This is a genomic window from Citrobacter sp. On2M (assembly GCF_018035235.1).
GTDB classification, from domain to species: domain Bacteria; phylum Pseudomonadota; class Gammaproteobacteria; order Enterobacterales; family Enterobacteriaceae; genus Citrobacter; species Citrobacter meridianamericanus.
Window position 1 is genome coordinate 1 of sequence record NZ_WPCV01000001.1, and the last position, 26811, is coordinate 26811.

General features: G+C 50.3%; 20 protein-coding genes, 1 pseudogene and 1 other annotated feature. Of the genes and pseudogenes, 13 read left to right on the forward strand and 8 right to left on the reverse strand.

What is annotated here, in order from left to right:
- The 4 genes from dnaA to gyrB form a co-directional block, all read left to right on the forward strand.
- Positions 1-1404: chromosomal replication initiator protein DnaA (dnaA, locus tag On2M_RS00005; protein ID WP_247604897.1), on the forward strand; the 1404-nt coding region annotated here is incomplete at its 5' end.
- Positions 1405-1408: 4 nt separating this feature from the next.
- On the forward strand, positions 1409-2509 hold the full coding sequence (gene dnaN, locus On2M_RS00010; RefSeq protein ID WP_005121477.1) for a DNA polymerase III subunit beta: 1101 nt from the start codon (positions 1409-1411) through the stop codon (positions 2507-2509).
- Between the two features lie 138 nt (positions 2510-2647).
- Complete coding sequence (gene recF / locus On2M_RS00015) at positions 2648-3721, forward strand: DNA replication/repair protein RecF (RefSeq protein ID WP_151224039.1); 1074 nt, start codon at positions 2648-2650, stop codon at positions 3719-3721.
- A gap of 28 nt (positions 3722-3749) precedes the next feature.
- Complete coding sequence (gyrB, locus tag On2M_RS00020) at positions 3750-6164, forward strand: DNA topoisomerase (ATP-hydrolyzing) subunit B (protein ID WP_187253929.1); 2415 nt, start codon at positions 3750-3752, stop codon at positions 6162-6164.
- Between the two features lie 77 nt (positions 6165-6241).
- On the opposite strand, the gene On2M_RS00025 is transcribed toward gyrB, so the two are convergent.
- The 4 genes from On2M_RS00025 to On2M_RS00040 are packed head-to-tail and all read right to left on the reverse strand — an operon-like array spanning position 6242 to position 11412.
- Positions 6242-8185 (reverse strand): heparinase II/III family protein, encoded by a 1944-nt coding sequence (locus tag On2M_RS00025; RefSeq protein WP_210904060.1) that lies wholly within the window; start codon positions 8183-8185, stop codon positions 6242-6244.
- Positions 8186-8195: 10 nt separating this feature from the next.
- Complete coding sequence (locus tag On2M_RS00030; protein WP_210904061.1) at positions 8196-9419, reverse strand: alginate lyase family protein; 1224 nt, start codon at positions 9417-9419, stop codon at positions 8196-8198.
- Between the two features lie 14 nt (positions 9420-9433).
- Positions 9434-10132, reverse strand: coding sequence for an oligogalacturonate-specific porin KdgM family protein (locus On2M_RS00035; protein ID WP_210904062.1), 699 nt, complete (start codon positions 10130-10132; stop codon positions 9434-9436).
- A gap of 23 nt (positions 10133-10155) precedes the next feature.
- Entirely contained in the window at positions 10156-11412 is a 1257-nt protein-coding gene (locus On2M_RS00040) for an MFS transporter (RefSeq protein WP_187253925.1), read from the reverse strand.
- 579 nt (positions 11413-11991) lie between these two features.
- Between On2M_RS00040 and yidA the strand changes: the two genes are divergently transcribed.
- Complete coding sequence (yidA, locus tag On2M_RS00045) at positions 11992-12804, forward strand: sugar-phosphatase (RefSeq protein ID WP_003023871.1); 813 nt, start codon at positions 11992-11994, stop codon at positions 12802-12804.
- Between the two features lie 4 nt (positions 12805-12808).
- Here the strand turns inward: yidA and cbrA are convergent, their stop codons facing one another.
- Positions 12809-13927 (reverse strand): colicin M resistance lipid reductase CbrA, encoded by a 1119-nt coding sequence (gene cbrA, locus On2M_RS00050; protein WP_210904063.1) that lies wholly within the window; start codon positions 13925-13927, stop codon positions 12809-12811.
- A 99-nt stretch (positions 13928-14026) separates the two neighbouring features.
- Here cbrA and On2M_RS00055 point away from each other — a divergent pair, with 99 nt between their 5' ends.
- Positions 14027-15253 (forward strand): DUF3748 domain-containing protein, encoded by a 1227-nt coding sequence (locus On2M_RS00055; protein ID WP_210904064.1) that lies wholly within the window; start codon positions 14027-14029, stop codon positions 15251-15253.
- Between the two features lies 1 nt (position 15254).
- Here the strand turns inward: On2M_RS00055 and On2M_RS00060 are convergent, their stop codons facing one another.
- Complete coding sequence (locus tag On2M_RS00060; protein ID WP_187253952.1) at positions 15255-15587, reverse strand: YceK/YidQ family lipoprotein; 333 nt, start codon at positions 15585-15587, stop codon at positions 15255-15257.
- 238 nt (positions 15588-15825) lie between these two features.
- Positions 15826-15898 (forward strand) — a sequence feature (ROSE (Repression Of Heat Shock gene Expression) occurs in the 5'-region of heat shock genes and acts as an RNA thermometer to modulate expression.).
- On the opposite strand from On2M_RS00060, the gene ibpA reads away from it, so the two are divergent.
- From ibpA to On2M_RS00075, 3 genes are all read left to right on the forward strand, one after another.
- Positions 15892-16305, forward strand: a complete 414-nt coding sequence (ibpA, locus tag On2M_RS00065; RefSeq protein ID WP_003023882.1) for a small heat shock chaperone IbpA — start codon at positions 15892-15894, stop codon at positions 16303-16305. (Overlaps the previous feature by 7 nt.)
- 92 nt (positions 16306-16397) lie before the next feature.
- Complete coding sequence (gene ibpB, locus On2M_RS00070; RefSeq protein ID WP_151217127.1) at positions 16398-16826, forward strand: small heat shock chaperone IbpB; 429 nt, start codon at positions 16398-16400, stop codon at positions 16824-16826.
- A gap of 124 nt (positions 16827-16950) precedes the next feature.
- A complete protein-coding gene (locus tag On2M_RS00075; protein WP_151217125.1) occupies positions 16951-18612 on the forward strand; it encodes a putative transporter in 1662 nt (553 codons plus the stop codon).
- A gap of 5 nt (positions 18613-18617) precedes the next feature.
- On the opposite strand, the pseudogene On2M_RS00080 reads toward On2M_RS00075, so the two are convergent.
- Positions 18618-19331, reverse strand: a pseudogene (locus tag On2M_RS00080) (GntR family transcriptional regulator); the annotation flags it as partial.
- Positions 19332-19555: 224 nt separating this feature from the next.
- On the opposite strand from On2M_RS00080, the gene On2M_RS00085 reads away from it, so the two are divergent.
- Both On2M_RS00085 and On2M_RS00090 read left to right on the forward strand, forming a co-directional pair.
- A complete protein-coding gene (locus tag On2M_RS00085; protein WP_210904065.1) occupies positions 19556-21175 on the forward strand; it encodes an alpha-glucoside-specific PTS transporter subunit IIBC in 1620 nt (539 codons plus the stop codon).
- A complete protein-coding gene (locus tag On2M_RS00090) occupies positions 21172-22494 on the forward strand; it encodes a 6-phospho-alpha-glucosidase (protein ID WP_151217121.1) in 1323 nt (440 codons plus the stop codon). The genes On2M_RS00085 and On2M_RS00090 overlap by 4 nt, the downstream gene beginning before the upstream one ends.
- Here the strand turns inward: On2M_RS00090 and On2M_RS00095 are convergent.
- Positions 22491-23384 (reverse strand): AraC family transcriptional regulator, encoded by an 894-nt coding sequence (locus tag On2M_RS00095; protein ID WP_187259912.1) that lies wholly within the window; start codon positions 23382-23384, stop codon positions 22491-22493. The two genes, On2M_RS00090 and On2M_RS00095, sit on opposite strands and share 4 nt — an antisense overlap.
- A 167-nt stretch (positions 23385-23551) precedes the next feature.
- Here On2M_RS00095 and On2M_RS00100 point away from each other — a divergent pair, with 167 nt between their 5' ends.
- A complete protein-coding gene (locus On2M_RS00100) occupies positions 23552-25267 on the forward strand; it encodes a solute:sodium symporter family transporter (protein ID WP_210904066.1) in 1716 nt (571 codons plus the stop codon).
- On the forward strand, positions 25264-26757 hold the full coding sequence (locus On2M_RS00105; protein ID WP_210904068.1) for a sulfatase-like hydrolase/transferase: 1494 nt from the start codon (positions 25264-25266) through the stop codon (positions 26755-26757). Before On2M_RS00100 ends, On2M_RS00105 begins: the two co-directional genes overlap by 4 nt.
- The last annotated feature ends 54 nt before the right edge of the window (positions 26758-26811 follow it).

The following is a 26811-nucleotide window of genomic DNA, read 5'->3' on the forward strand; positions in this document are numbered from 1 at the left end:
GTGTCACTTTCGCTTTGGCAGCAGTGTCTTGCCCGATTGCAGGATGAGTTACCAGCCACAGAATTCAGTATGTGGATACGCCCGTTGCAGGCGGAATTGAGCGATAACACGCTGGCTTTGTATGCGCCAAACCGTTTCGTGCTCGATTGGGTAAGGGATAAATACCTCAATAATATTAATGGATTACTCAATAATTTCTGCGGAGCGGATGCCCCACAGCTGCGCTTTGAAGTCGGTACTAAACCCGTCACGCAAACGCTGAAAACGCCGGTCAACAACGTTGTGGCGCCCGCCCACGTGACCCAGCAAGTGCAACCGCAACGTGCCGCTCCGGCAGCGCGTTCTGGCTGGGATAACGTCCCGGCTCCGGCTGAACCTACCTATCGTTCTAACGTCAACGTCAAACACACGTTTGATAACTTCGTTGAAGGTAAATCTAACCAACTGGCGCGCGCGGCGGCACGTCAGGTGGCGGACAATCCAGGCGGCGCCTACAATCCGTTATTCCTTTATGGCGGTACGGGTCTGGGTAAAACTCACCTGTTGCACGCTGTCGGTAACGGCATTATGGCGCGTAAGCCAAACGCCAAAGTGGTGTATATGCACTCCGAGCGTTTTGTGCAGGACATGGTTAAAGCCCTGCAAAACAATGCGATCGAAGAGTTTAAACGCTACTACCGTTCCGTTGACGCGCTGCTGATTGACGATATCCAATTCTTTGCCAATAAAGAACGATCGCAGGAAGAGTTTTTCCACACCTTCAACGCCTTGCTGGAAGGTAATCAGCAGATCATCCTGACCTCGGATCGCTATCCGAAGGAGATCAATGGCGTTGAAGATCGTCTGAAATCCCGCTTCGGCTGGGGACTGACTGTCGCGATCGAACCGCCTGAACTGGAAACACGCGTCGCGATCCTGATGAAAAAGGCAGACGAAAACGACATTCGTCTGCCGGGTGAAGTGGCGTTCTTTATCGCCAAGCGTCTACGCTCTAACGTGCGTGAACTGGAAGGCGCACTGAACCGCGTGATCGCCAACGCTAACTTTACTGGCCGGGCGATTACTATCGATTTCGTGCGTGAAGCGCTGCGCGATCTGCTGGCTTTGCAGGAAAAGCTGGTCACCATCGACAATATTCAAAAGACGGTGGCGGAGTATTACAAAATCAAAATTGCGGATCTGCTTTCTAAGCGTCGATCTCGCTCGGTAGCTCGTCCGCGCCAGATGGCGATGGCGCTGGCAAAAGAGCTCACCAACCACAGTCTGCCGGAAATTGGCGACGCGTTTGGTGGGCGTGACCATACTACCGTGCTTCATGCCTGCCGCAAGATTGAGCAGTTGCGTGAAGAAAGCCATGATATTAAAGAAGATTTCTCCAATTTAATCAGAACATTATCTTCGTGACGCTATGAAATTTACCGTTGAACGTGAACATTTATTAAAACCGCTTCAGCAGGTCAGCGGCCCGCTGGGTGGACGTCCTACACTGCCGATCCTCGGAAACCTGCTGCTGCAGGTCGCTGACGGTGCGCTTTCTCTGACCGGTACCGATCTCGAAATGGAGATGGTGGCGCGCGTGGCGTTGATCCAGCCCCATGAACCTGGTGCGACCACCGTTCCGGCACGTAAATTCTTCGACATTTGCCGCGGGTTGCCGGAAGGCGCGGAAATAGCCGTTCAACTGGAAGGCGACCGCATGCTGGTACGCTCTGGTCGCAGCCGTTTCTCGCTGTCCACGCTGCCTGCCGCCGACTTCCCTAATCTGGATGACTGGCAGAGCGAAGTCGAATTCACCCTGCCGCAGGCCACGATGAAGCGCCTGATTGAAGCCACGCAGTTTTCGATGGCGCATCAGGATGTGCGTTACTACTTAAACGGCATGCTGTTTGAAACCGAAGGGGAAGAGCTGCGTACTGTGGCGACCGACGGTCACCGTCTGGCGGTTTGTTCAATGCCTGTCGGTCAGCCGTTGCCCAGCCATTCGGTGATCGTACCGCGTAAAGGTGTGATTGAGCTGATGCGTATGCTTGACGGCGGTGACAACCCGCTGCGCGTGCAGATTGGCAGCAACAATATTCGTGCGCACGTGGGGGATTTCATTTTTACCTCCAAGCTGGTTGACGGTCGTTTCCCGGATTATCGCCGCGTACTGCCGAAGAATCCGGACAAACATCTGGAAGCCGGTTGCGATATCCTCAAGCAGGCGTTTGCTCGTGCGGCGATCCTCTCTAACGAGAAATTCCGCGGCGTGCGTCTGTATGTCAGCGAAAACCAGCTGAAAATCACCGCTAATAACCCGGAGCAGGAAGAAGCCGAAGAAATTCTGGATGTCTCCTATCCGGGTACTGAACTGGAAATCGGGTTTAACGTTAGCTACGTGCTGGACGTTCTGAACGCGCTGAAGTGCGAGAATGTGCGTATTCTGCTGACCGATTCCGTATCGAGCGTACAGATTGAAGATGCAGCGTCACAATCTGCAGCCTATGTCGTCATGCCTATGCGCTTGTAAAGAATATCGGGCTATCTTACTTGTTATTCTGGCTCCGGGCAGTGCTCGCAATCCTCACGTACTTCAGTACGCTCCGGTTGCTGTGCGCTGGCCGTAACCAGACTAACTGCGACGATAACGCCCTGGTTATGAGTTGATATGTCGCTATCCCGACTCCTGATTAAAGATTTCCGCAATATTGAAAATGCGGATCTCGCTTTATCTCCCGGCTTTAACTTCCTGGTAGGCGCTAACGGCAGCGGCAAAACCAGCGTGCTGGAAGCTATCTATACGCTCGGCCACGGCCGGGCGTTTCGTAGTTTGCAAATTGGCCGCGTGATTCGCCACGAACAAGAATCGTTTGTTTTACACGGGCGTTTGCAGGGTGATGAGCGTGAGACGTCGATTGGTCTAACGAAAGACAAACTGGGCGACAGCAAAGTGCGCATTGACGGCACTGACGGGCACAAGGTCGCCGAGCTGGCGCACCTGATGCCGATGCAACTGATAACGCCTGAAGGGTTTACTTTACTCAATGGCGGCCCCAAATACAGAAGAGCATTCCTTGACTGGGGATGCTTTCACAATGAAGCCGGCTTTTTCACTGCCTGGAGCAATCTGAAGCGGCTGCTCAAGCAGCGCAATGCGGCACTGCGCCAGGTAAGTCGTTATGAGCAACTGCGCCCGTGGGATAAAGAACTGATCCCGTTGGCGGAACAAATCAGCGCCTGGCGCGCGGAGTACAGCGCCGGTATCGCGCAAGATATGGCGGATACCTGCCAGCAGTTTCTTCCCGAGTTCTCTCTCTCCTTCTCATTCCAGCGCGGCTGGGAGAAAGAGACAGATTACGCCGAAGTGCTGGAACGCAGTTTTGAACGCGATCGCATGTTGACCTACACCGCGCACGGTCCGCATAAGGCGGATTTTCGCATTCGTGCCGACGGCGCGCCGGTGGAAGACACGTTGTCGCGTGGGCAGCTCAAGCTGCTGATGTGCGCCTTACGTCTGGCGCAAGGGGAGTTCCTGACCCGCGAAAGCGGACGGCGCTGCCTGTACCTGATAGATGATTTTGCCTCTGAACTGGATGATGCGCGTCGTGGGCTGCTGGCCAGCCGCTTAAAAGCTACGCAATCTCAAGTCTTTGTCAGCGCAATCAGCGCTGAACACGTTATAGACATGTCCGATGAAAATTCGAAGATGTTTACCGTGGAAAAGGGTAAAATAACGGATTAACCCAAGATAAAATGAGCGAGAAACGTTGATGTCGAATTCTTATGACTCCTCCAGTATCAAAGTCCTGAAAGGACTGGATGCGGTGCGTAAGCGCCCGGGTATGTATATCGGCGACACGGATGACGGCACCGGTCTGCACCACATGGTATTCGAGGTGGTAGATAACGCTATCGACGAAGCGCTCGCGGGTCACTGTAAAGATATCGTGGTAACGATTCACGCTGATAACTCCGTGTCCGTTACCGATGATGGCCGTGGTATCCCAACCGGTATTCACCCGGAAGAGGGCGTTTCGGCGGCGGAGGTTATCATGACCGTTCTGCACGCAGGCGGTAAATTTGATGATAACTCCTATAAAGTTTCCGGTGGTCTGCACGGCGTAGGTGTTTCCGTCGTTAACGCCCTGTCGCAGAAACTGGAGCTGGTGATTCGTCGTGAAGGCAAAGTGCATCAGCAAACTTACATGCACGGTGTGCCGCAGGCGCCGCTGGCGGTCACTGGCGAAACCGAAGTGACGGGGACTCAGGTACGTTTCTGGCCAAGCCACGAAACCTTTACCAACGTCGTTGAGTTCGAATACGACATTCTGGCTAAGCGTCTGCGCGAGCTGTCATTCCTGAACTCCGGCGTGTCTATTCGTCTGCGCGACAAGCGCGACGGCAAAGAAGACCATTTCCACTACGAAGGCGGCATCAAGGCGTTTGTTGAATACCTCAACAAAAACAAAACGCCGATCCATCCGAATATCTTCTACTTCTCCACTGAAAAAGACGGTATCGGCGTTGAAGTTGCGCTGCAGTGGAACGATGGTTTCCAGGAAAACATCTACTGCTTCACCAACAACATTCCGCAGCGTGACGGCGGTACTCACCTTGCAGGTTTCCGTGCGGCGATGACCCGTACCCTGAACGCCTACATGGACAAAGAAGGCTACAGCAAAAAAGCCAAAGTCAGTGCCACCGGTGACGATGCCCGTGAAGGCCTGATTGCCGTTGTTTCCGTGAAGGTGCCGGATCCGAAATTCTCCTCTCAGACCAAAGACAAGCTGGTCTCTTCTGAGGTGAAATCGGCGGTAGAACAGCAGATGAACGAACTGCTGAGCGAATACCTGCTGGAAAACCCGTCTGACGCGAAAATCGTCGTCGGCAAAATCATTGATGCTGCGCGTGCTCGTGAAGCTGCTCGTCGCGCGCGTGAAATGACCCGCCGTAAAGGTGCGCTGGACTTAGCGGGTCTGCCGGGCAAGCTGGCGGACTGTCAGGAACGCGACCCGGCTCACTCTGAACTGTACCTGGTGGAAGGGGACTCAGCGGGCGGCTCTGCGAAGCAGGGGCGTAACCGTAAGAACCAGGCGATTCTGCCGCTTAAGGGTAAAATTCTTAACGTTGAGAAGGCGCGCTTCGACAAGATGCTCTCTTCTCAGGAAGTGGCGACGCTGATCACCGCGCTGGGTTGCGGCATCGGTCGCGACGAGTACAACCCGGACAAACTGCGTTATCACAGCATCATCATCATGACCGATGCGGACGTCGATGGTTCGCACATCCGTACGCTGCTGTTGACCTTCTTCTATCGTCAGATGCCGGAAATCGTTGAGCGCGGCCACGTTTACATTGCACAGCCACCGCTGTACAAAGTGAAGAAAGGCAAGCAGGAACAGTACATCAAAGACGATGAAGCGATGGATCAGTACCAGATCTCTATCGCCCTTGATGGTGCCACGCTGCACACCAATGCCCACGCTCCGGCGCTGGCGGGTGATGCACTGGAAAAACTGGTTTCTGAATACAACGCGACCCAGAAAATGATTGGCCGTATGGAACGTCGTTTCCCGAAAGCGCTGTTGAAAGAACTGGTTTATCAACCGACGCTGGCTGAAGCCGATCTCGCTGATGAAGCGAAAGTCACTACCTGGGTGTCCCAGCTGGTTAACGTGCTGAATGAAAACGAAGTTCACGGCAGCACCTGGAACAGCTTTGTGCGTAAAGACGCTGAACTGAACCTGTTCGAGCCGGTGATCCGCGTGCGTACCCACGGCGTTGATACCGATTATCCGCTGGAGCATGAATTTGTGACCGGTGGCGAATATCGTCGTATTTGTACGCTCGGCGAGAAGCTGCGCGGTCTTATCGAAGACGATGCGTTTATCGAACGTGGCGAGCGCCGTCAGCCGGTTGCCAGCTTCGAGCAGGCGTTGGAATGGTTGCAGAAAGAATCACGTCGCGGCCTCGCTATCCAGCGTTATAAAGGTCTGGGCGAGATGAATCCGGAACAGCTGTGGGAAACTACCATGGATCCGGAAAGCCGTCGCATGCTGCGCGTTACCGTGAAAGATGCGATTGCCGCTGACCAGCTATTCACCACGCTGATGGGCGATGCCGTTGAACCGCGTCGCGCGTTTATCGAAGAGAATGCCCTGAAAGCGGCGAATATCGATATCTAAGTCGTTTTGAACATTACGATCCTGACGAAAACGCCTGAATTTGTTCAGGCGTTTTTTTATGGTCTGTCTGAAGGTGATTAGATAATCTGCCGGCCAAAAGGAATGCAGTGAGCGACTATATTATTCACCGTAACGATAAGGTTCTCATTTTCAATATTTATTTGGATATCATCATCTCCTGAAAAGTCGGTGACAGTGATATGAATGACCCGCTTTTCTGTTGAACGCATCGTGAGATACGTCAGCTCTGATATTGAGGGATTGTTTGGCCCTTTGCCGTGGAAGAGCACGCTATTACCTGCCGATAAGCAATAAACCGTGAACTTATCCGGCGACTGCCAGCGCAATTTTACGGGGGTATCCAGATTAACGGCATCAACAGCCATAATGTGCGGGAAGAGCGTGACGGTGTGCCTGGTGCAGAGCGGTTCAGCATTAATCAGGTAACTGGTATTAATCTCCTGATTGTGCGGGTTATCAACTGTAATAATATCAATTAATAAGTCGCTACTTGTGGTGATGTTTCGACGAAAAACCACGTCTTTGTAGGCCTCTGCATCCCATTCGACGCGGGTTTTACTGTCAGGGAGCATTGGCATACTTTGCCACTCGACTTCGGTAACCAGTTGTACCGTGCCATTTTCTTCACGGTATAGCACCACGCTGGGATTTGCCGGTGCCTGGTTTTTCCCATTAATACAGAGTGTGTTATGTGAAAAAGAGTTCTTAAAGTAACCGTAATGCAGCGGTGCGCCGTAGCCTGTGGTACCAAGGTCCGGAAAAATTGCCCGGCCATTATTAAACACGGTTAACCCCAGTCGATCATAGTGATCGTGCTCGCCGCCATAAGGTGTGTGTTTGACACAAATAGCACGCCCAAGTTTATTCCGGATAATCGTCAGACCGCTTTCTGCTGTATGCAGCGTCTCCTGTGGTGGTAAAAGAGCCTGTGAAGGGAGCGTTTTCCCGTAAAATACTGCATCAATACTGTTTCGAGGGTGCTGGCTGTAAATCTGTTTTAATAGCTGTCCATATTCTGGTGTGTCGTAATACCACCAGGCAAACTCATAAATATCGCTATGCGTCAGTTTTTCCTGGCCGTTCACACAGTCGTTAATTTTCGGCAGCGTCATATCTGGCATTAACTGCGTCAGTGGTACGCTCAACATTTTTGGATACCAGGCGGTTTCCAGCAAACTGTAGTCCGAACCACGGGCGACTTTTTCATAGGCGAAAAATCCCTGCAGCGCGTAAAAATGGTAATGCAGAGAACCTTCAAACCACAAACCGTCAGGCATTAAGGCATGTTCTAACTGGTATCGAAGCCCGTACTGGCTGTTAACCGCAAATTCGAGATACGTTTTATCATCTAGCACAGCCCCAATAATGCCGATTGCAGCGCTGATTTTGACTTCATGGTTGTGGATCTGATTACAGCGATGTTGCATAAGGAAATCTGCTCCCGCACGTAAGAGACGTTCAGCGATATACAGGTCTTCCTCTGCGGTGAGTTTATTGCGGATAATGTCGAAGCCTCTGGCAAAATCGGAATGGCAGTTGGCCTCGCATAATGTCTGTGCATTTGCTTTTCCGGGGCCATTGTAGGGAATTCCGCCGTGCTCCTGATAATCCGGATAATATCTGGCGTAAAGCATCAGAATATCCCGCACTTTGCTGAGATAACGGGCCTCATCGGTCAGCAACCACAGTACCGCCAGTTCATAACACGCTTTTGCATTTAAGCCATTAAGCCAGCGCCACCATGCGCCATCATAAGGCTCACCGGAAAATGTTGTACCATCCACGGGGCAGCGATGCACTTCTGGCGAATGGCGATCCCACATTAAACGTACGCTGTGCTCCGGGCAAAAAAAGTAGTGGTTCCAGGTCGCGCATCCCGTTTCAGGAACCAGAACCGGATTATTGATAACATCGCTGTTGCTTGCTCTCAGCGCGTTTATCATCTCTGGCCTGGCGAGTTCACGGGCCTGCAGTACTTGCTTTTGTGTAAACTGCTTCATATCGTCCTCGTTATTTCACCAGCACCGATCCTGGGATCAGGATATTGATATCCTTAGGGTTTTCCTTTGTCATAATGGCTGCATTTTTAATGAAGCTCATATCCTGATACGCTCTTGCAGCCGCGAGTAATGGTCCTGTTGCTTCAGAAGGCGTATAGCGGATATCTTCATGCCCCCAGGCTGTCTGCGGCTTGCCGGTTTGTTCGCTTATTAGCAAAAAGGCTTTTTTCATCGTGCGGTTATCCAATTCGAAACCCCAGACATCATTTTGCGCTTTCTCGCCATAGCGTCCCATGTGTGCATAAGCGGATAGTGCAAAATTAGTGTAATGGAACGAGCGTGTGCGCTCGGTTTCAGATGTGATTTCCCCGGCAGCGTTTACCTGAGAAATCAGGTGGCGCAATTTGAAAATTTCCACCTGCCGTGATGCTTGCTGCTGTTGATCGGTAAACAGAGAAAATGCTGTAACCTGCGCGTCATACCATGCGCCGTGATTGTTATACCAGTTCGACTCTTCAAAGCCGTTGTGACTCGTTAACAACCATTGTGTATAGTCTGCATACCATTTTTTATACCCTTTCAGCGCCTGCGAGGGGATATGACCCGAGTTTTCCAGCAAAACAATGCTGTCAGCCACATCGATCAAAACGCGGGTATCGATAATCCCAATTCCACGTCCGTCGACTTTTCCGGGGATCGCCTGTGCATAGTTTAAGTTAGGGTTCATTCGGGTTTTACTGTCGAGAAACCAGGCCTGTAACAATTGCTGCGCTTTTTTCGCATATTTATCCTCGCCACTGTAAAACCACGCCAGCGCCAGCGCCCGAACATCATCGGAGAATTGCACCATGCGCTTACTGTCGGTACCGTTCGTTTTAGAATCCGGGTTTATTTGTCCATCTTTACGGATATAGGGCATGCCATTTTTACTATCAGGATTTGGCCACCAGTAGGGACCAAAGCTGTAGTAGTCATGTTTATTTCCAGAAACCGGCGTTAAGGTTTTGTCCATGACCGAATACACGGAATGAGTGAGCGCCATGTCAGCCTGTTGCAACAGTGCTTGCCAGGCTGGTGTGTATTGGACATCGTGTTGACTAATGCTTTGCTTGATGCTCAACATTTGTTCACAATCATAAGTCAGGCAAGGGTCATGTTGAGCGGCCAGGATAGTATTTTGTGAACAGAAAACCCCGCTGACAATTAATGCCAGAAAATGTATTTTACATTTCATCTTTTTTAGCCTGTTTATTCGAAGTTGATGGTTAATCCGATGCGGAAGCGGTTTTCTGTTAATCCTGACTCACTATTATATTTTCCTTGTTGCTCCATATAATCCCACTCAACATAAGGTTGAAATGTTTTGTTGAGTTTATATTTAATGACCAGATCATTTTCATAGGCACTTTTCTTGCCATTGTTATAATGGAAATCATTCACATAGCGATAGAACACGGGGTTATCCTGAATACTAAAGTATTCATTCTGCCAGCCGAGATATAAATCCAGTCGTTCAACGCTTCCTTTATCCTGAGTACCCGAAAGATCTTTTGAGTCATACTGATTCCAGTCATAACGAAAACGAACTCCAGAGTAGACCGTATCAGTCATATTCCAGATTATTTTGACGTAAGGGCGAACTTGTGCGCCATCGGTGCTCCAGTGATAAACTATCCCCGGCTGTATTGCCACCATTGGGCTTAGTTTATATTTATAGTTCCCTTCAATTTCATTGTAACTGATCGTGGATTGATCGAGGTTATCGTTACCTTGCTTATTATCGGTTTCCATACTCAGCCAGTAACCGGATTTAAAACTTTGGCTCATTTTAAAGCGAGACTCGTAACTATGGCTGGCCTCTTTATAGCCGCCACGCATATCAAATGTCATGGCGTGGCCGACGATAGGGCAGCAGCAAGCCGCCAGCAATAAAGCTGTTTTTTTCATAAAAAGTTTTCCTTGCCGATAATTTATGCCGTGATGGCTTGTGTGGTTTTTTTAGGTGTTTTTATTAGGGTCCACAGGAAAAGTGCGCCGATTAAATCGAAAACGCCCAATCCTACGAAAAAGGCGTTATAACCGATAACAGTAACCATGGCGCCGAGGAACAAACCAAATAAGAAATTACCCATACTACCGGTAAATGCGGCAAAGCCTGTTGCAGTCCCTACTTCCTGTTTAGGAAACAGATCGGAAGACATACTGATGACCGTGATAGACAGGCACTGGTGGGCGAAGCCCGCAACACAGAATAGGGCAATCGCAATATAAACATCGGTAACAAAGCCAACGGCTGCCATCGATAACATCAAAATAGAGGCGAACGTGAAGGTGATCCGTTTTGCATTCAGTACACAGAAACCTCGATTAACCAGTATGCGAGACAGATAACCCGCAAAGATACAGCCGAAATCAGCCGTCAGAAAGGGGAGCCAGGCGAACATTGCGATATGTGCCATATCCATATGGCGAACGGTGACAAGATACAGCGGCATCCAGTAATGCAGCGTTCCCCATGCAGGATCGGCCATAAAGCGGGGTAATGAGATAGCCCATAAATTGCGGTTAGTGATAATAGAACGAAGCGTCGCTTTTTCTTTTACCACTTCGATTTGGTCGGCAAGGACTGCATCATGTTCCGCTTTGATCAGTGCAGGATGTTGTTCTGGTGAGCGATAGAAAATGTACCAGATTACCGCCCATACAATTCCTATTGCACCAGTAACGACAAATGACATTTCCCAGTTGTAATTAACGATCGCCCACACGACTAACGGCGGCGCCAGCATCGCACCGACGGAGGTTCCCAGACTATAAACGCCACAGGCTAATCCTCTTTCCTTTGCTGGAAACCACTCGGCGGTAACTTTCATACCCGCCGGGTTAAAGGCGGCCTCCGTTAACCCTAAACCACCGCGCAGCCATGCCATTGGCAACCAGGTGCTACATAGGCCTGTGAGCATATTAAAGATTGACCACAGGGCCGCCAGTAGAGCAAAACTTAATCGCAAACCGAATTTATCGATAATAAAGCCGCATGCGATGCCGCCAATCGCATAAGTGAAGGGGAAGACAGAGACAATCCAGGAATACTGCTCGCTCGACAGCCCTAATGTTTTCATCATCTCAGGAGCAGCTACCCCGAGGGTGCTTCTTGCGAGATAGTTGGTAATGGTGCCCAGCATCACAAGGACGATGATATACCATCGCAAATTCTTAATTTTCATTGTTGGTCTCATGTATACAGTTAATGATTTTAAGAAACAGTGAATCTATAAAAATGAAACGCTGTTTTGTATGCATAAGACTCAAAAATGATATTAATTTCCGTGAGGAAATTCACACTTACATGAAGCAAAGAAATACACAAAATATTTTGTGTATAAAAAAATGAATGTGATATGTTGTTTTTTCCTTGTTTTTCATCGTGTTATTCATGACTCCTGAAAGGAAAAATAATTATTATGTGAAAGCAATGGAATATGCATAATTATTGTGAATAAAAAACATTAAATAATAGATTTTTAATATTGAAGTTTGTGATGGTTTATCTACTGATACCGTTTTATTTAAAATAAAATGTTAACGTGTCTATTGTCTGGAAGTTGGCGGAGTTTGTGATTTAATATCTATTGTCGATTTAATTTTAATAATCATACACAATGTTAATGATTAACTTTGTCGGTTAACGCGTGTGCGTAAACGGTAATGAGGATTGCTTTGTCGTTATTCAGCCCCTTTTCGTAGCTGTTTTTTGAGCGGAATCGCGTTAGCATGAGGATGGACTCATTTAATCCGGGGAACTCATGGCTATCAAACTTATTGCTATCGACATGGATGGCACACTTCTGCTGCCCGATCACACCATTTCACCTGCGGTCAAAACGGCGATTGCCGCAGCGCGAGCGCGTGGCGTAAATGTGGTGCTGACCACGGGGCGCCCCTATGCCGGCGTCCACAGCTATCTGAAAGAACTACATATGGAACAGCCCGGTGACTACTGCATTACCTACAATGGAGCGCTGGTGCAGAAAGCCGGGGATGGCAGTACCGTAGCGCAAACTGCGCTAAGCTATGACGATTATCGCTATCTGGAGCAACTTTCCCGGGAAGTCGGCTCGCATTTCCACGCTCTCGATCGCAACACGCTGTATACCGCTAATCGCGATATCAGCTACTACACGGTGCATGAATCGTTTGTCGCGACCATCCCGCTGGTGTTCTGTGAAGCCGAGAAAATGGATCCCGCAACCCAGTTCCTGAAAGTGATGATGATTGACGAACCGGAGATCCTCGATAAAGCCATCTCGCGCATCCCAGCAGAAGTTAAAGAGAAGTACACCGTACTGAAAAGTGCGCCGTATTTCCTCGAAATTCTCGATAAACGCGTCAATAAAGGTACTGGCGTAAAATCGCTGGCCGACGCGTTAGGAATTAAAGCCGAAGAGGTGATGGCTATTGGCGATCAGGAAAACGACATCGCGATGATTGAATACGCAGGTGTGGGCGTTGCCATGGACAACGCTATTCCATCAGTCAAAGAAATCGCCAACTTCGTGACCAAATCTAACCTCGAAGATGGCGTCGCGTATGCCATTGAGAAGTTTGCGCTGAATTAAGATGTTATGGGCAAATGCTTCGCCGTATTTGCCCTGTTTCAGCCATGATTTGTGGCGCTGAATTGTCATCCTGAGGAATATGTGCCACGCCGCTGCGCATTATCCATTTACGGGAAAACGCTGACGTAAGTGCCCGGCTTTTAAGGATTTTACCATACAGTTTGAGACGTATTTTACGGGTAGCTTTGCGGTAAGCGAGATTCATATCTGGCGCATCCCGCAGTAGTACAGATTTGAGAATCTCCGCGCTGTCCAGCGCATAGCTAATCCCCTCCAGCGAGCTGGCGCTGATAAAACCGGCCGCTTCGCCAATCAAAAATGCGTTTTCCTCACCACAGACGAAGTCTTTCCAGCGTGAGGGGAATAGCACCGTACATTTTTCGCTTTTCACCGGGTTGCCGAATTGAAACTGGAACGCTTCCATCTTCGTTTTCAGCGCGTCAAAGCGTGACTGGCCGTCCTTCATCGGGTAGGCGCCGCCAAAGATAAAATAGCCGTCTTTGCTGATACTCCAGGAATAACAGTCGGTTGCGTCGTTATCAAAAATACAGGAATAGAACGGCACAGGATGTTTTTCTGCAAACCATTGTTGAATAGCGACATATTTACGAATTTGATGCTGGGGGTAGAGATGACGGCGCACCAGTGAATTCGCGCCGTCGGCCCCGACCAGATAACGTGCGGTGATCTGTTGCTCCCAACCGTCGGCGCGGAAGATAACATGCCATTTATCGCCCTCGCGCCAGATTTTCCGACACAAGCTGTCGTGATACACCTGTACATCGTCGGGAATGAGAGATTTAAGCCATAAATCAAAGGCATGGCGGTTGATGTTTATGTAACTTCGCTGGTAGTTACGCGTCAAAGAGGCTGCAACATCAACCGTTTTAACGCTAAATATCTGTGGATTGGCGATGACATCAACGGGTAAGGTTATCCCATCGCGGATAAACGAACGCTGGGCATCCGGGGCCAGCAGGCCGCCACAGGGTTTAGTGAAACCTTCGTTGCCGCACTGACGTTTTTTATCCAACGCGATCACGCGCATTTTTCCGCTCAACTGCCGCGCCAGCGCTGCGCCTGCCGGGCCTAATCCGATAATCGCTACGTCAAAATGTTCCATCTTTCTGTCCGCAAAAATGAAGATGACGATACGCTAAAGCCTGAAAGTGAAGTGCTTGTGAAGTATGATTGCTGAAATCGTCTTGTATCAGGGCATTCCATGAAGCAAATCACCTTTACGCCGCGTAATCATCAGCTTACCAATATCAACACCTGGACACCGGACAGCCAGTGGCTGGTTTTTGATGTACGTCCTTCCGGCGCATCGTTTACCGGAGAGACGATTGAACGCATCAATATTCACACCGGCGAGCTGGAGGTGATTTATCGCGCGACACAGGGATCGCATGTTGGCGTAGTGACCGTTCATCCAAAGTCGGAAAAGTATGTATTTATTCATGGACCTGAAAATCCAGATGAATCATGGCATTACGACTTCCATCATCGGCGTGGAGTGATTGCTACGCAGGCAGAAGTGAAGAATCTGGATGCGATGGATATTACTGCGCCTTACACGCCGGGCGCGCTGCGCGGTGGTAGTCATGTGCATGTTTTTAGCCCAAACGGCGAGTTTGTCAGTTTCACCTATAACGATCATGTGCTGCATGAGCGTTCACCGGCGCTGGATTTACGCAATGTCGGTGTGGCTGCGCCGTATGGTCCGGTGAAGGTATCCGCGCAGCATCCCCGTGAATACAGCGGGAACTCTTGGTGCGTGCTGGTGAGCCAGACGACACCAACGCCAAAACCAGGTAGTGATGAGATTAACCGCGCTTATGAAGAAGGCTGGGTGGGGGATCATGCGCTGGCATTTATCGGTGATACCTTGTCGGCAAATGGCGAGAAGGTTCCCGAGCTGTTTATCGTCGATTTGCCACGGGATGAAAACGGCTGGAAAAAGCCGGGCGAGGCACCGCTGGAGGGTTCTGAGGCGACAATGCCTGCGCCTCCGTCTGGCGTTGTTCAGTGTCGTCTGACGTTTACCCATAACCGTGCTTTCCCTGGGCTGGTGAATCAGCCGCGCCACTGGGTGCGCAGTAATCCACAGGCGTCTGAGATTGCGTTTTTAATGCGTGATGACGGCGGTATAGTGCAGCTATGGTTGATTTCCCCACAGGGAGGAGAACCACGTCAGCTTACCCGCTGCGACACGGATATCCAGTCGGCATTCAACTGGCATCCGTCGGGAAAATGGCTGGGATTTGTACTGCAGAACAGAATCGCTTGTTGTGATGCTCAGACGGGAGATATTGATTTTTTAACGGAGCGTCACGGCAACCCGCCGTCGGGCGATGCGATCGTCTTCTCTCCTGATGGTCAACAGGTTGCGTGGATGGAAGACGTCGAGGGTTTCCGCCAACTGTGGGTGACAGAAACCGGGCGTTAACTTAAGGTGCTGGCATTTTTGCCGGAGGGATAACGGCGTTTGTGGCCTGCGTCCTCTCCTCGCTCTTTTCTACACGGGATCTCACCGAGCTATCTTTGCGAAAGAGGTCCCACGGAAGCAATACCGTATCCAGGACAACGGTAAACGGCATATCCAGAATCGCCAGCGACTTGGTTCCCCAGTTTGTATCACTTTCGCTAATCATTGTGGCACTGGCGCGCGTGCCGGGATACGTCCCTTCCTTGCCGCCGGTATGCGACATAATGCTGGAACAGCCGCTCACAAACGCCATCCCGCTGCACATTGTCAGTGTTACCAACATTTTTTTTATCATCATTTATTCATCTGTATTTATCGTGTTTGCATGGTGAGTTAAAGCGATCCGTTGCGAAAATAACATCACCATTTCGTCGCACTGTGGCGGCTATCGCGATTTAACGATAACAACTGCTCCCCCCAGTGTATGCAATAGACAACAAACTGCAAAAAAAGTCAGATGAATACGCTTGAAAAGTTTGGTTTAAGACCCACTTTTAGGATGTAGGCAAATGAAGGGCATGCCTGATGGGTGTCCTGGCTACCTGACCTGTCCATGATGGAAGGTCCATTATCCTCGCTGATTTCAGGAGCTATTGATTATGCGTAACTTTGATTTATCCCCACTGTACCGTTCTGCTATTGGTTTTGATCGCCTGTTTAACCTGCTGGAAAACAACCAGGGCCAGAGCAATGGCGGCTACCCTCCGTACAACGTTGAGCTGGTAGACGAAAACCATTACCGCATTGCGATAGCCGTTGCCGGTTTTGCTGAAAGCGAACTGGAAATCACTGCCCAGGACAATCTGCTGGTGGTGAAAGGCGCCCATGCGGACGATCAAAAAGAACGTACTTACCTGTATCAGGGCATTGCCGAGCGCAACTTTGAACGTAAGTTCCAGTTAGCGGAGAACATTCATGTTCGCGGCGCAAACCTGGTGAATGGTCTGCTGTATATCGATCTCGAGCGCGTAATTCCCGAAGCGAATAAGCCGCGCCGCATCGAAATCAACTAATTCTGTGGGCCGCTTCGGGCGGCCTTGTTAAATCATCGGCTTGCCGTCAGGGAGCCGACATGTACCTACTCGCTTCTTAGAAGGAGATTATTATGCGTAACTACGATTTATCCCCACTGCTGCGTCAATGGATCGGTTTTGACAAACTGGCCAACGCCTTACAAAACACCGGTGAAAGCCAGAGCTTTCCTCCTTATAACATCGAAAAGAGCGATGATAACCACTATCGCATTACGCTTGCGTTAGCCGGTTTCCGCCAGGAAGATTTGGATATTCAACTGGAAGGCACGCGTCTGACCGTGAAAGGGACGCCGCAGCAGCCAGAAAAAGAGACTAAATGGTTGCACCAGGGGCTGGTCACTCAGCCGTTCAGCCTGAGCTTTACGCTGGCTGAAAATATGGAGGTCTCCGGCGCAAGCTTCACTAACGGCTTGCTGCATATCGATTTGACCCGTAATGAACCTGAAGCCATTGCTCCACAACGTATCGCTATCAGCGAACGTCCCGCATTAAATAGTTAAATAGCTCCATGCCTTTGCCCCGCCAGAAATGACGGGGCTTTTTTGTGCTTTACCACCCATACATTGCGACTGTACTCTGCGAGAATCCATTTACTTAATGATGTTATTCACAGGGAACAGGATAATGAGTGATATAGCATTGACGGTCAGCGTTCTGGCATTAGTGGCGGTTGTCGGATTATGGATCGGCAACGTAAAAATACGTGGTGTGGGTTTTGGCATCGGAGGTGTACTGTTCGGCGGTATTATTGTCGGGCATTTTGTCGATCAGGCAGGGATGACCCTTAGCGGCGATATGCTGCATTTTATTCAGGAATTTGGCCTGATCTTGTTCGTCTACACCATCGGTATCCAGGTCGGACCGGGCTTTTTTGCGTCATTGCGCGTTTCGGGCCTGCGGCTGAATCTGTTTGCCGTGCTGATTGTCATCATGGGTGGCCTGGTCACCGCTATTCTGCATAAGCTTTTTGCCATTCCTCTTCCCGTGGTGCTGGGTATATTCTCCGGAGCGGTCACCAATACCCCGGCGTTGGGGGCCGGGCAGCAAATTCTGCGCGATTTGGGTACGTCTGGCGATGTGGTAGACCAAATGGGGATGAGCTATGCCATGGCTTATCCATTTGGTATTTGCGGTATTTTGCTCACCATGTGGCTGATGCGCATGATTTTTCGCGTTAACGTCGATGCTGAAGCCAGGCAGCATGAGTCCACACTGACCAACGGACACGCGCTAATTCAGACGATGAATATCCGCGTGGAAAACCCGAACCTCAACAATATGGCCATTCAGGATGTTCCGATCCTGAACAGCGATAAAATCATCTGCTCGCGACTGAAACGTGAAGAAACATTGATGGTGCCATCGCCGGGAACGGTTATCCAGATGGGGGACCTGCTGCACCTGGTCGGGCAGCCAGCCGATCTGCACAACGCGCAGGTGGTGATTGGTCAGGAGGTGGACACATCGTTGTCGACGCGCGGGACTGATTTACGCGTTGAGCGCGTGGTGGTCACCAACGAACAAGTGCTGGGTAAACGTATCCGCGATCTGCACTTTAAAGAACGTTACGACGTGGTGATCTCCCGCCTGAACCGTGCGGGGGTTGAACTGGTAGCCAGCAGCGATGCCAGTCTGCAATTCGGGGACATTCTCAATCTGGTAGGGCGGCCTTCGTCGATTGATGCTGTTGCCAATGTTGTCGGTAACGCGCAGCAAAAACTGCAGCAGGTGCAGATGCTGCCGGTATTTATCGGTATCGGACTGGGTGTTCTGCTGGGGTCAATCCCGCTGTTCATTCCGGGTTTTCCGGTGGCGTTAAAGCTGGGGCTGGCCGGTGGGCCGCTGATTATGGCTTTGATTCTTGGACGTATTGGCAGCATCGGTAAGCTGTACTGGTTTATGCCTCCCAGCGCTAACCTCGCGCTGCGAGAGTTGGGTATCGTGCTGTTTCTCGCGGTGGTTGGTCTGAAGTCAGGCGGTGATTTTGTTCATACCCTGACGCAAGGCGATGGCCTGAGCTGGGTGGGTTACGGTATTTTTATCACCGCGATTCCGCTGATTACCGTTGGCCTGCTGGCGCGCCTTCTCACCAAAATGAACTACCTGACGCTGTGTGGCATGTTGGCCGGCTCAATGACCGATCCTCCTGCGCTGGCGTTTGCTAACAACCTGCATGCCACCAGCGGGGCGGCAGCGCTCTCCTACGCCACCGTTTATCCGCTGGTCATGTTCCTGAGGATTATCACCCCGCAACTGTTGGCGGTGATCTTCTGGGGAATGGGTTAGCGTCAGGACGGGTCCGGGTGGACGCGCCGTAAGTGGTAGTCCACCTGGTATTCGCTGGCGTTTCTGAACATGACTGAATAATTTAGAAATTCCCCGCTATCACTGTATGACAACGAGGTAATGCGTAATAACGGCGTCTGTTCAGGTACGTTCATCTGTGCGGAGAGCTGCTTATCGGCAAGAACGGGGGTCAGACTTTCATAGTTGCCGCTGATTGTTATCCCGCACTCTTTCTCAATGTAATCGAATTTTGACCCTTCCAGATGTGCCAGTGACAGATTACGGAATAATTTTACCGGCATGTAGCTGTCTTCAAGCATCAGCGGTTTGCCATCCACATAGCGAACACGGCGTGAGAAGTGGATACGTTCATTAATCTGGATACGCAGCTGACTGGCAATTGCCGGTGGTGCGGGCATCACTTCAAAAACCAGTACCTCACTGGTGACTTCTTTTCCCTGTCTCTTCAGCACTTCCGCCAGTCCGGTTAGATTGGTGGTTTCATGATGGACATCTTTGCGTGCTACATAAGTTCCACTTCCATGACGGCGTACGACCAATCCCCAGCCAATTAACATATCAATTGCTTTACGGATCGTCATTCGTGACACCGCAAACTCTTCGGCAAGTTTTTTTTCGCCAGGTAGCGGGCTACCGATGTTGTAATCAGAAGAATTCAGGCGAATTCGTAGTCGTTCCGCAATTGATTTGTAGATCACTACCAGACCTCTTTTTTCTTTTAATCACCGCACCATAGACCTTTTGATGTCTAACTTTTACGTGAAAAGTAGACCTCATTGTCGAAATTAAAACCATGAAAGCGATCACGAATCGTAGCGGCATACCATGTCCGGAGGATCGCAACTTTCTATTCTCGTATCAGGCCAGCAATGACGAAAAAAAAGGCCTCTCCCCCTACTGGTTGTTCTATGAGGATGTAAAAATGCTCAGTCAAATACAACGCTTTGGCGGCGCGATGTTCACCCCGGTGCTGCTGTTTCCCTTTGCTGGTATCGTCGTGGGTATCGCTATCATGTTGCGCAACCCGCTCTTTGTGGGCGAAGCGCTTACCGATCCCAACAGTTTGTTCGCCCAAATCGTTCATATCATCGAAGAAGGTGGCTGGACGGTATTTCGTAATATGCCGCTGATTTTCGCCGTTGGTCTGCCTATTGGTCTGGCAAAACAGGCTCAGGGCCGCGCTTGTCTGGCGGTATTGGTCAGTTTTCTGACGTGGAATTACTTCATCAATGCCATGGGTATGACATGGGGACATTTCTTCGGCGTGGATTTTAGCGCAGACCCGACTGCTGGCAGTGGTTTAACGATGATGGCTGGAATTAAAACGCTTGATACCAGCATCATCGGTGCAATTGTCATTCCCGGTATTGTTACTGCTCTACATAACCGTTATTTCGATAAACCCTTGCCAGTATTTCTCGGTATTTTTCAGGGGACATCGTTTGTGGTGATCATTGCCTTCCTGGTGATGATACCCTGCGCCTGGCTGACGCTGCTGGGTTGGCCAAAGGTGCAAATGGGGATTGAATCTCTGCAAGCTTTTCTGCGTTCTGCAGGTGCGCTGGGGGTATGGGTGTATACCTTCCTGGAGCGTATTTTAATTCCGACCGGGCTGCATCATTTCGTCTATGGGCCATTTATTTTCGGCCCTGCCGCGGTGGAAGGCGGCATCCAGGTCTATTGGGCGCAACATTTGCAGGAATTCAGCCAAAGTACTGAGTCGTTGAAAACGCTGTTCCCTGAAGGTGGGTTTGCCCTGCACGGCAACTCGAAAATCTTTGGTTCATTAGGCATTGCTCTGGCGCTCTACTTCACCGCCTCCCCGGAAAACCGGGTGAAGGTGGCCGGACTATTGATCCCCGCTACGCTAACGGCTGTGCTGGTTGGGATTACCGAACCGCTGGAGTTTACCTTCCTGTTTATCTCTCCCTTATTGTTTGCTGTACATGCCGTGCTGGCGGCTTCCATGGCGACGGTAATGTATCTCTGCGGCGTGGTAGGCAACATGGGCGGCGGTCTGCTTGATCAGTTCTTACCGCAAAACTGGATCCCAATGTTCCACAACCATGCCGGAATGATGTTCACCCAGATAGCGATTGGTCTGGCCTTTACCGTGCTCTATTTCGCCATCTTCCGCACCCTGATCCTGCGCTTCAACCTGAAAACGCCAGGGCGAGAAGACAGCGAAATCAAACTCTATACCAAAGCTGATTACAAAGCTGCTCGTGGGCAAACCACCGCCGCATCGCCGGAGACCAAACTGGGTCAGGCTGCGGGTTTTCTACAGGCGTTAGGCGGCGCAGGCAATATCGAGAGTATTAATAACTGCGCTACTCGCCTGCGTATTGCGCTTCACGACATGGCGCAAACGCAAAGCGATGACGTTTTCAAAGCGTTGGGCGCGCACGGTGTTGTGCGCCGCGGCAACGGTATTCAGGTCATTGTTGGTTTGCACGTTCCTCAGGTACGCGAGCAGCTCGAAACGCTAATGAAATCTTCTTTATCAAACGAACAGATCCCCATGACGGAGGCAGTATCATGAAAAAATTCTCAGTGGTTATCGCAGGTGGCGGTAGTACCTTTACGCCGGGCATCGTGCTGATGTTGCTGGCAAATCAGGACCGTTTCCCGCTTCGTGCGCTGAAATTTTATGACAACGATGGCGCGCGCCAGGAAGTGATTGCTGAGGCGTGTAAAATCATCCTCAAAGAAAAGGCACCGGAAATTGAGTTTAGTTACACCACCGATCCTAAAGCAGCATTTACCGATGTCGATTTCGTGATGGCGCATATCCGAGTGGGTAAATACCCAATGCGCGAACAAGATGAAAAAATCCCATTACGTCACGGGGTGTTAGGTCAGGAAACTTGCGGGCCGGGTGGGATTGCCTACGGAATGCGTTCTATTGGCGGCGTGCTGGAACTGGTGGATTATATGGAAAAATATTCACCAAATGCCTGGATGCTTAACTATTCCAATCCGGCGGCAATTGTTGCTGAAGCCACGCGTCGGCTGCGTCCAAATGCGAAAATCCTCAATATTTGCGATATGCCTATCGGTATTGAAGGGCGGATGGCGCAGATCGTTGGCCTTAAAGACCGCAAACAGATGCGTGTGCGTTACTATGGACTGAACCACTTCGGCTGGTGGACATCGATTGAAGATCTGCAGGGGAACGATCTGATGCCGAAGCTGCGCGAATATGTGGCGCAGTATGGTTATGTTCCTCCGTCAAACGACCCGCACACAGAAGCAAGCTGGAACGATACCTTTGCGAAGGCAAAAGATGTACAGGCGCTGGATCCAGATACCATGCCGAATACATATCTGAAATACTATCTATTCCCGGATTACGTGGTGCAGCACTCTGATCCGCAGCGCACGCGCGCCAATGAGGTGATGGACCACCGTGAAAAACAGGTGTTCGGTTCCTGCCGCGCAATCATTGAGGCGGGCAATTCTGCCGCTGGTGAGCTGGAGATTGACGAACATGCTTCTTACATTGTCGATCTGGCGGCGGCTATTGCCTTTAATACTCAGGAAAGAATGTTGCTGATTGTGCCGAACAACGGGGCCATTCATAACTTTGACGATGAAGCGATGGTCGAGATCCCATGCCTGGTAGGGCATAACGGCCCGGAACCGTTGACGGTGGGTGATATACCTCAGTTCCAGAAAGGGCTGATGAGCCAGCAGGTAGCGGTTGAGAAGTTGGTGGTTGATGCCTGGGAGCACCGTTCTTATCAGCGTTTGTGGCAGGCTATCACCTTGTCGAAAACCGTACCGAGCGCATCTGTGGCAAAAGCGATTCTTGATGATCTGATCGAGGCCAACAAAGCGTACTGGCCGGAATTGCACTAATCCTGTTGACCGGCATCCTTTGGGTGCCGGTCCGCATGTTTCAATACCGCCGACGGTGCATAGCCAAACTTGTGTTTAAACGCTTTGCTGAAATGAAACGAGTCAAAGAAGTTAAGCATATCCGCCACCTGTCCGACCGTATTTCCCTCCTGTTTTAGCAGTGACAGCGCCAGTTCCAGCCGGGCATCCAGATAATATTCCTTCGGCGTTTTGCCGGTATAACGTAAAAAAAGACGACGTAGCCAGGCTTCGCTACAGGGAATAGTTGCTGCCATCTCCGCTACGTTCCATCGTTTTTGTAGGCTGGCATGTAGAGTGGCAATCAGTTTTTCAATTTGCATCCGCTGCGGGTCTTTTTTACCTTCAGCGTAAATAAGACAAATCCATTGATAAATCATTTTTGTAAGAAAAGCGACGGCCAGATTATTTTTCATTGAGTCTGAAGAAGTAATTAATCGTGAAACTTCAGCCAGCTCCTGATTATAAATGTCACCATTATAAATAATATTTTGTTGGCCTAGCGGAATATCCATTACGCTGGTTGGTGTGAACTCCATCCAGTATTGTTCCCATACTAACCCTTCGCAATGATAAGACTGTATATCGGTCGGTTTTAAAAAGATTATACAGTTCCCGTTGAGAGTAATCTGTTCGCCGCCTTTTAGCAGGATTTTTCCACAGCCCTGGACGGTATAGACGGCAACCCAAGAATTAGCTATCAGTGGCTTTTTCTTATCGCGCGGCCAAATAACCCGGTAATGTTCATCGGCATAGGTGTGCCACAGCGAGATCAATGAAATTCCGCTTGAGATCACATTTTCGTTAATCAACAGGGGAATATTGTATGTAGTTTCGTTTTTTACATGCGAACTTTGCATCTTTCCATTCATTTTAATTTCCCGCCGGAGAATTATGCCCACAACCTGAACTTAACAGAAAAAATCCGTTCAGGGATATGACGTTTTTATTTTATGAAATCTGACTGCCTGACCCGGTGCGCAATACCTCCTGTTACACCCTACAGCTACCGGGACATAATGAAAAAAAGGGCTATGAGATGAATACGCTACAAATTTTAAGCTTTGTGGGCTTTACGCTGCTGGTGGCGGTAATCACCTGGTGGAAGGTACGCAAGACGGATACCGGATCGCAACAAGGGTATTTTCTTGCCGGGCGTTCCTTGAAAGCACCAGTGATTGCGGCGTCACTGATGTTAACTAACCTTTCGACCGAGCAGTTGGTTGGTCTGTCTGGTCAGGCTTACAAAAGCGGAATGTCGGTCATGGGCTGGGAAGTTACCTCTGCGGTGACGCTTATCTTTCTGGCGCTGATCTTTCTGCCTCGCTATCTGCAACGTGGTATCGCTACGATCCCGGATTTTCTTGAAGAACGCTACGATAAAACAACACGGATTATTATCGACTTTTGCTTTCTTATTGCCACTGGCGTCTGCTTCCTGCCGATTGTGCTTTATTCAGGGGCGCTGGCGCTGAACAGTCTTTTTCACATCGGTGAATCACTCAATATTTCTCAGGGTGCCGCAATCTGGTTACTGGTTATTTTGCTGGGCATTGCCGGAATTATTTATGCGGTGATCGGCGGCTTGCGCGCAATGGCGGTGGCTGACTCCATCAATGGTATTGGCCTGGTGATTGGCGGACTGATGGTACCCGTGTTTGGCTTGATTGCGATGGGCAAAGGCAGTTTTTTACAAGGTATCGAGCAACTGACCACCGTGCATGCGGAGAAATTAAACTCAATCGGCGGAGCGAACGATCCGCTGCCGATTGGTGCGGCCTTTACCGGTTTGATTCTGGTGAATACTTTCTACTGGTGTACCAATCAGGGCATCGTGCAGCGTACGCTGGCCTCCAAAAGCCTCGCTGAAGGACAGAAAGGGGCATTGCTCACAGCGGTATTGAAAATGCTCGATCCGCTGGTACTGGTATTACCGGGCTTAATTGCTTTTCATCTGTACCAGGATCTGCCAAAGGCGGATATGGCCTATCCGACACTGGTGAATAACGTGCTGCCTGTTCCTTTAGTGGGGTTTTTCGGCGCGGTTTTATTCGGCGCGGTAATCAGTACGTTCAATGGATTTTTAAACAGCGCCAGTACCTTATTTAGTATGGGCATATACCGGCGAATTATTAATCAACATGCACAACCGGAACAGCTGGTTCGCGTTGGTCGTAAATTTGGTTTTTTTATCGCGGTAATTTCCGTGCTGGTAGCGCCTTGGATCGCTAATGCGCCAGAAGGGCTCTACAGCTGGATGAAACAGCTCAACGGTATTTATAACGTGCCGCTGGTGACCATCATCATTATGGGATTCTTTTTCCCGCGCATTCCCGCGCTGGCAGCAAAAGTCGCCATGGGACTCGGTATTGTCAGCTACATCACCATCAACTATCTGGTGAAATTCGACTTTCACTTCCTTTACGTACTGGCCTGTACCTTCTGCATCAACGTGGTGGTCATGCTGGTCATCGGTGTTATCAAGCCGCGTGCCATGCCGTTTAAATTCCATGATGCTTTCGCGGTAGATATGAAACCGTGGAAAAACGCCAAACTTGCCTCTGTCGGTATCCTGACTGCGATGATCGGCGTCTATGCCGGGCTCGCACAGTTCGGCGGGTACAACACGCAATGGCTGACCATTCTCTGCTACTCAACTACGGCGGCAGTGATGATGTATTTGATGTACAGCAGTTGGCAGACGCGGCGTAACGCGACTGCACAATGTGTCCCTGACGCTAAGGATGAAGCATGACCCGGCCCAATTTTCTGTTCATTATGACCGATACCCAGGCGACCAATATGGTCGGCTGCTACAGCGGTAAGCCGCTGAACACCAATAATATTGATAGTCTGGCAGCGGAAGGTATTCGCTTTAACTCGGCCTATACCTGTTCACCAGTGTGTACGCCGGCCCGCGCAGGGCTGTTTACCGGGATTTATGCCAACCAGTCCGGGCCGTGGACCAATAACGTCGCGCCGGGGAAAAACATTTCCACTATGGGGCGCTACTTTAAAGATGCGGGCTACCACACCTGTTATATCGGCAAGTGGCATCTCGACGGACATGACTACTTTGGGACCGGCGAATGTCCGCCAGAGTGGGATGCTGATTACTGGTATGACGGGGCAAATTATCTCGCAGAACTGACGGATAAAGAGATCGGTTTGTGGCGTAATGGACTCAATAGCGTGGAAGATTTGCAGGCCAATAACATTGATGAGACGTTCACCTGGGCGCATCGTATCAGTAACCGGGCGGTCGATTTTCTCCATCAGCCTGCGCGTGCCGAGGAACCGTTTCTGATGGTGGTTTCCTATGACGAGCCGCACCATCCGTTTACCTGTCCGGTCGAGTATCTGCAGAAATATCAGGACTTTTATTACGATCTCGGTGCGAAAGCGCATGACTCTTTACTCGATAAGCCCGAGCACCATCGTCTGTGGTCGCAAGCCATGCCATCCCCGGTTAGCGATGACGGGCGCTACCACCATCCGCTCTATTTTGCCTGCAACGACTTTGTTGATGATCAGATAGGTCGGGTGATCAATGCCTTGACGCCGCAGCAGCGAGAGAATACCTGGGTCATTTATACCTCCGACCACGGTGAGATGATGGGCGCGCATAAACTCATCAGTAAAGGGGCCGCGATGTATGACGACATCACACGAATTCCGCTGATTATGCGCCCGCCGCAAGGGGAGCCTATACAGGTAGACACACCGGTCAGCCATATTGATCTGCTGCCGACGATGATGGTGCTGGCGGGTATTGAGAAGCCGCAAATCCTGCCAGGTGAAAACATTCTTGCCGTTGAAAAGCCGCGCGGTGTGATGGTGGAGTTCAACCGTTATGAAATTGAACATGACAGTTTTGGCGGATTTATCCCGGTACGCTGCTGGGTGACGGACGACTGGAAACTGGTATTAAATCTGTTTACCAGCGATGAGCTTTACGACAGGCGTAACGATCCAGATGAACTACACAACCTGATAGATTCGCCGCAATTGGCCGATGTTCGCTGCCAGATGCACGACGCGCTGCTGGACTACATGGATAAAATCCGCGATCCGTTTCGCACCTATCAGTGGAGTTTGCGTCCGTGGCGTGCTGATGCCATACCGCGCTGGATGGGGGCTTTCCGCCCGCGCCCTGAAGACGGCTATTCTCCGGTGGTACGTGATTACGACACCGGTTTACCGACCCAGGGCGTAAAAGTGGAAGAGAAAAAGCAGAAGTTCTGACTACAATGCCAGTTGGCGCAAATATCCTTATTTGCAACTTACTTGTAGGCCGGA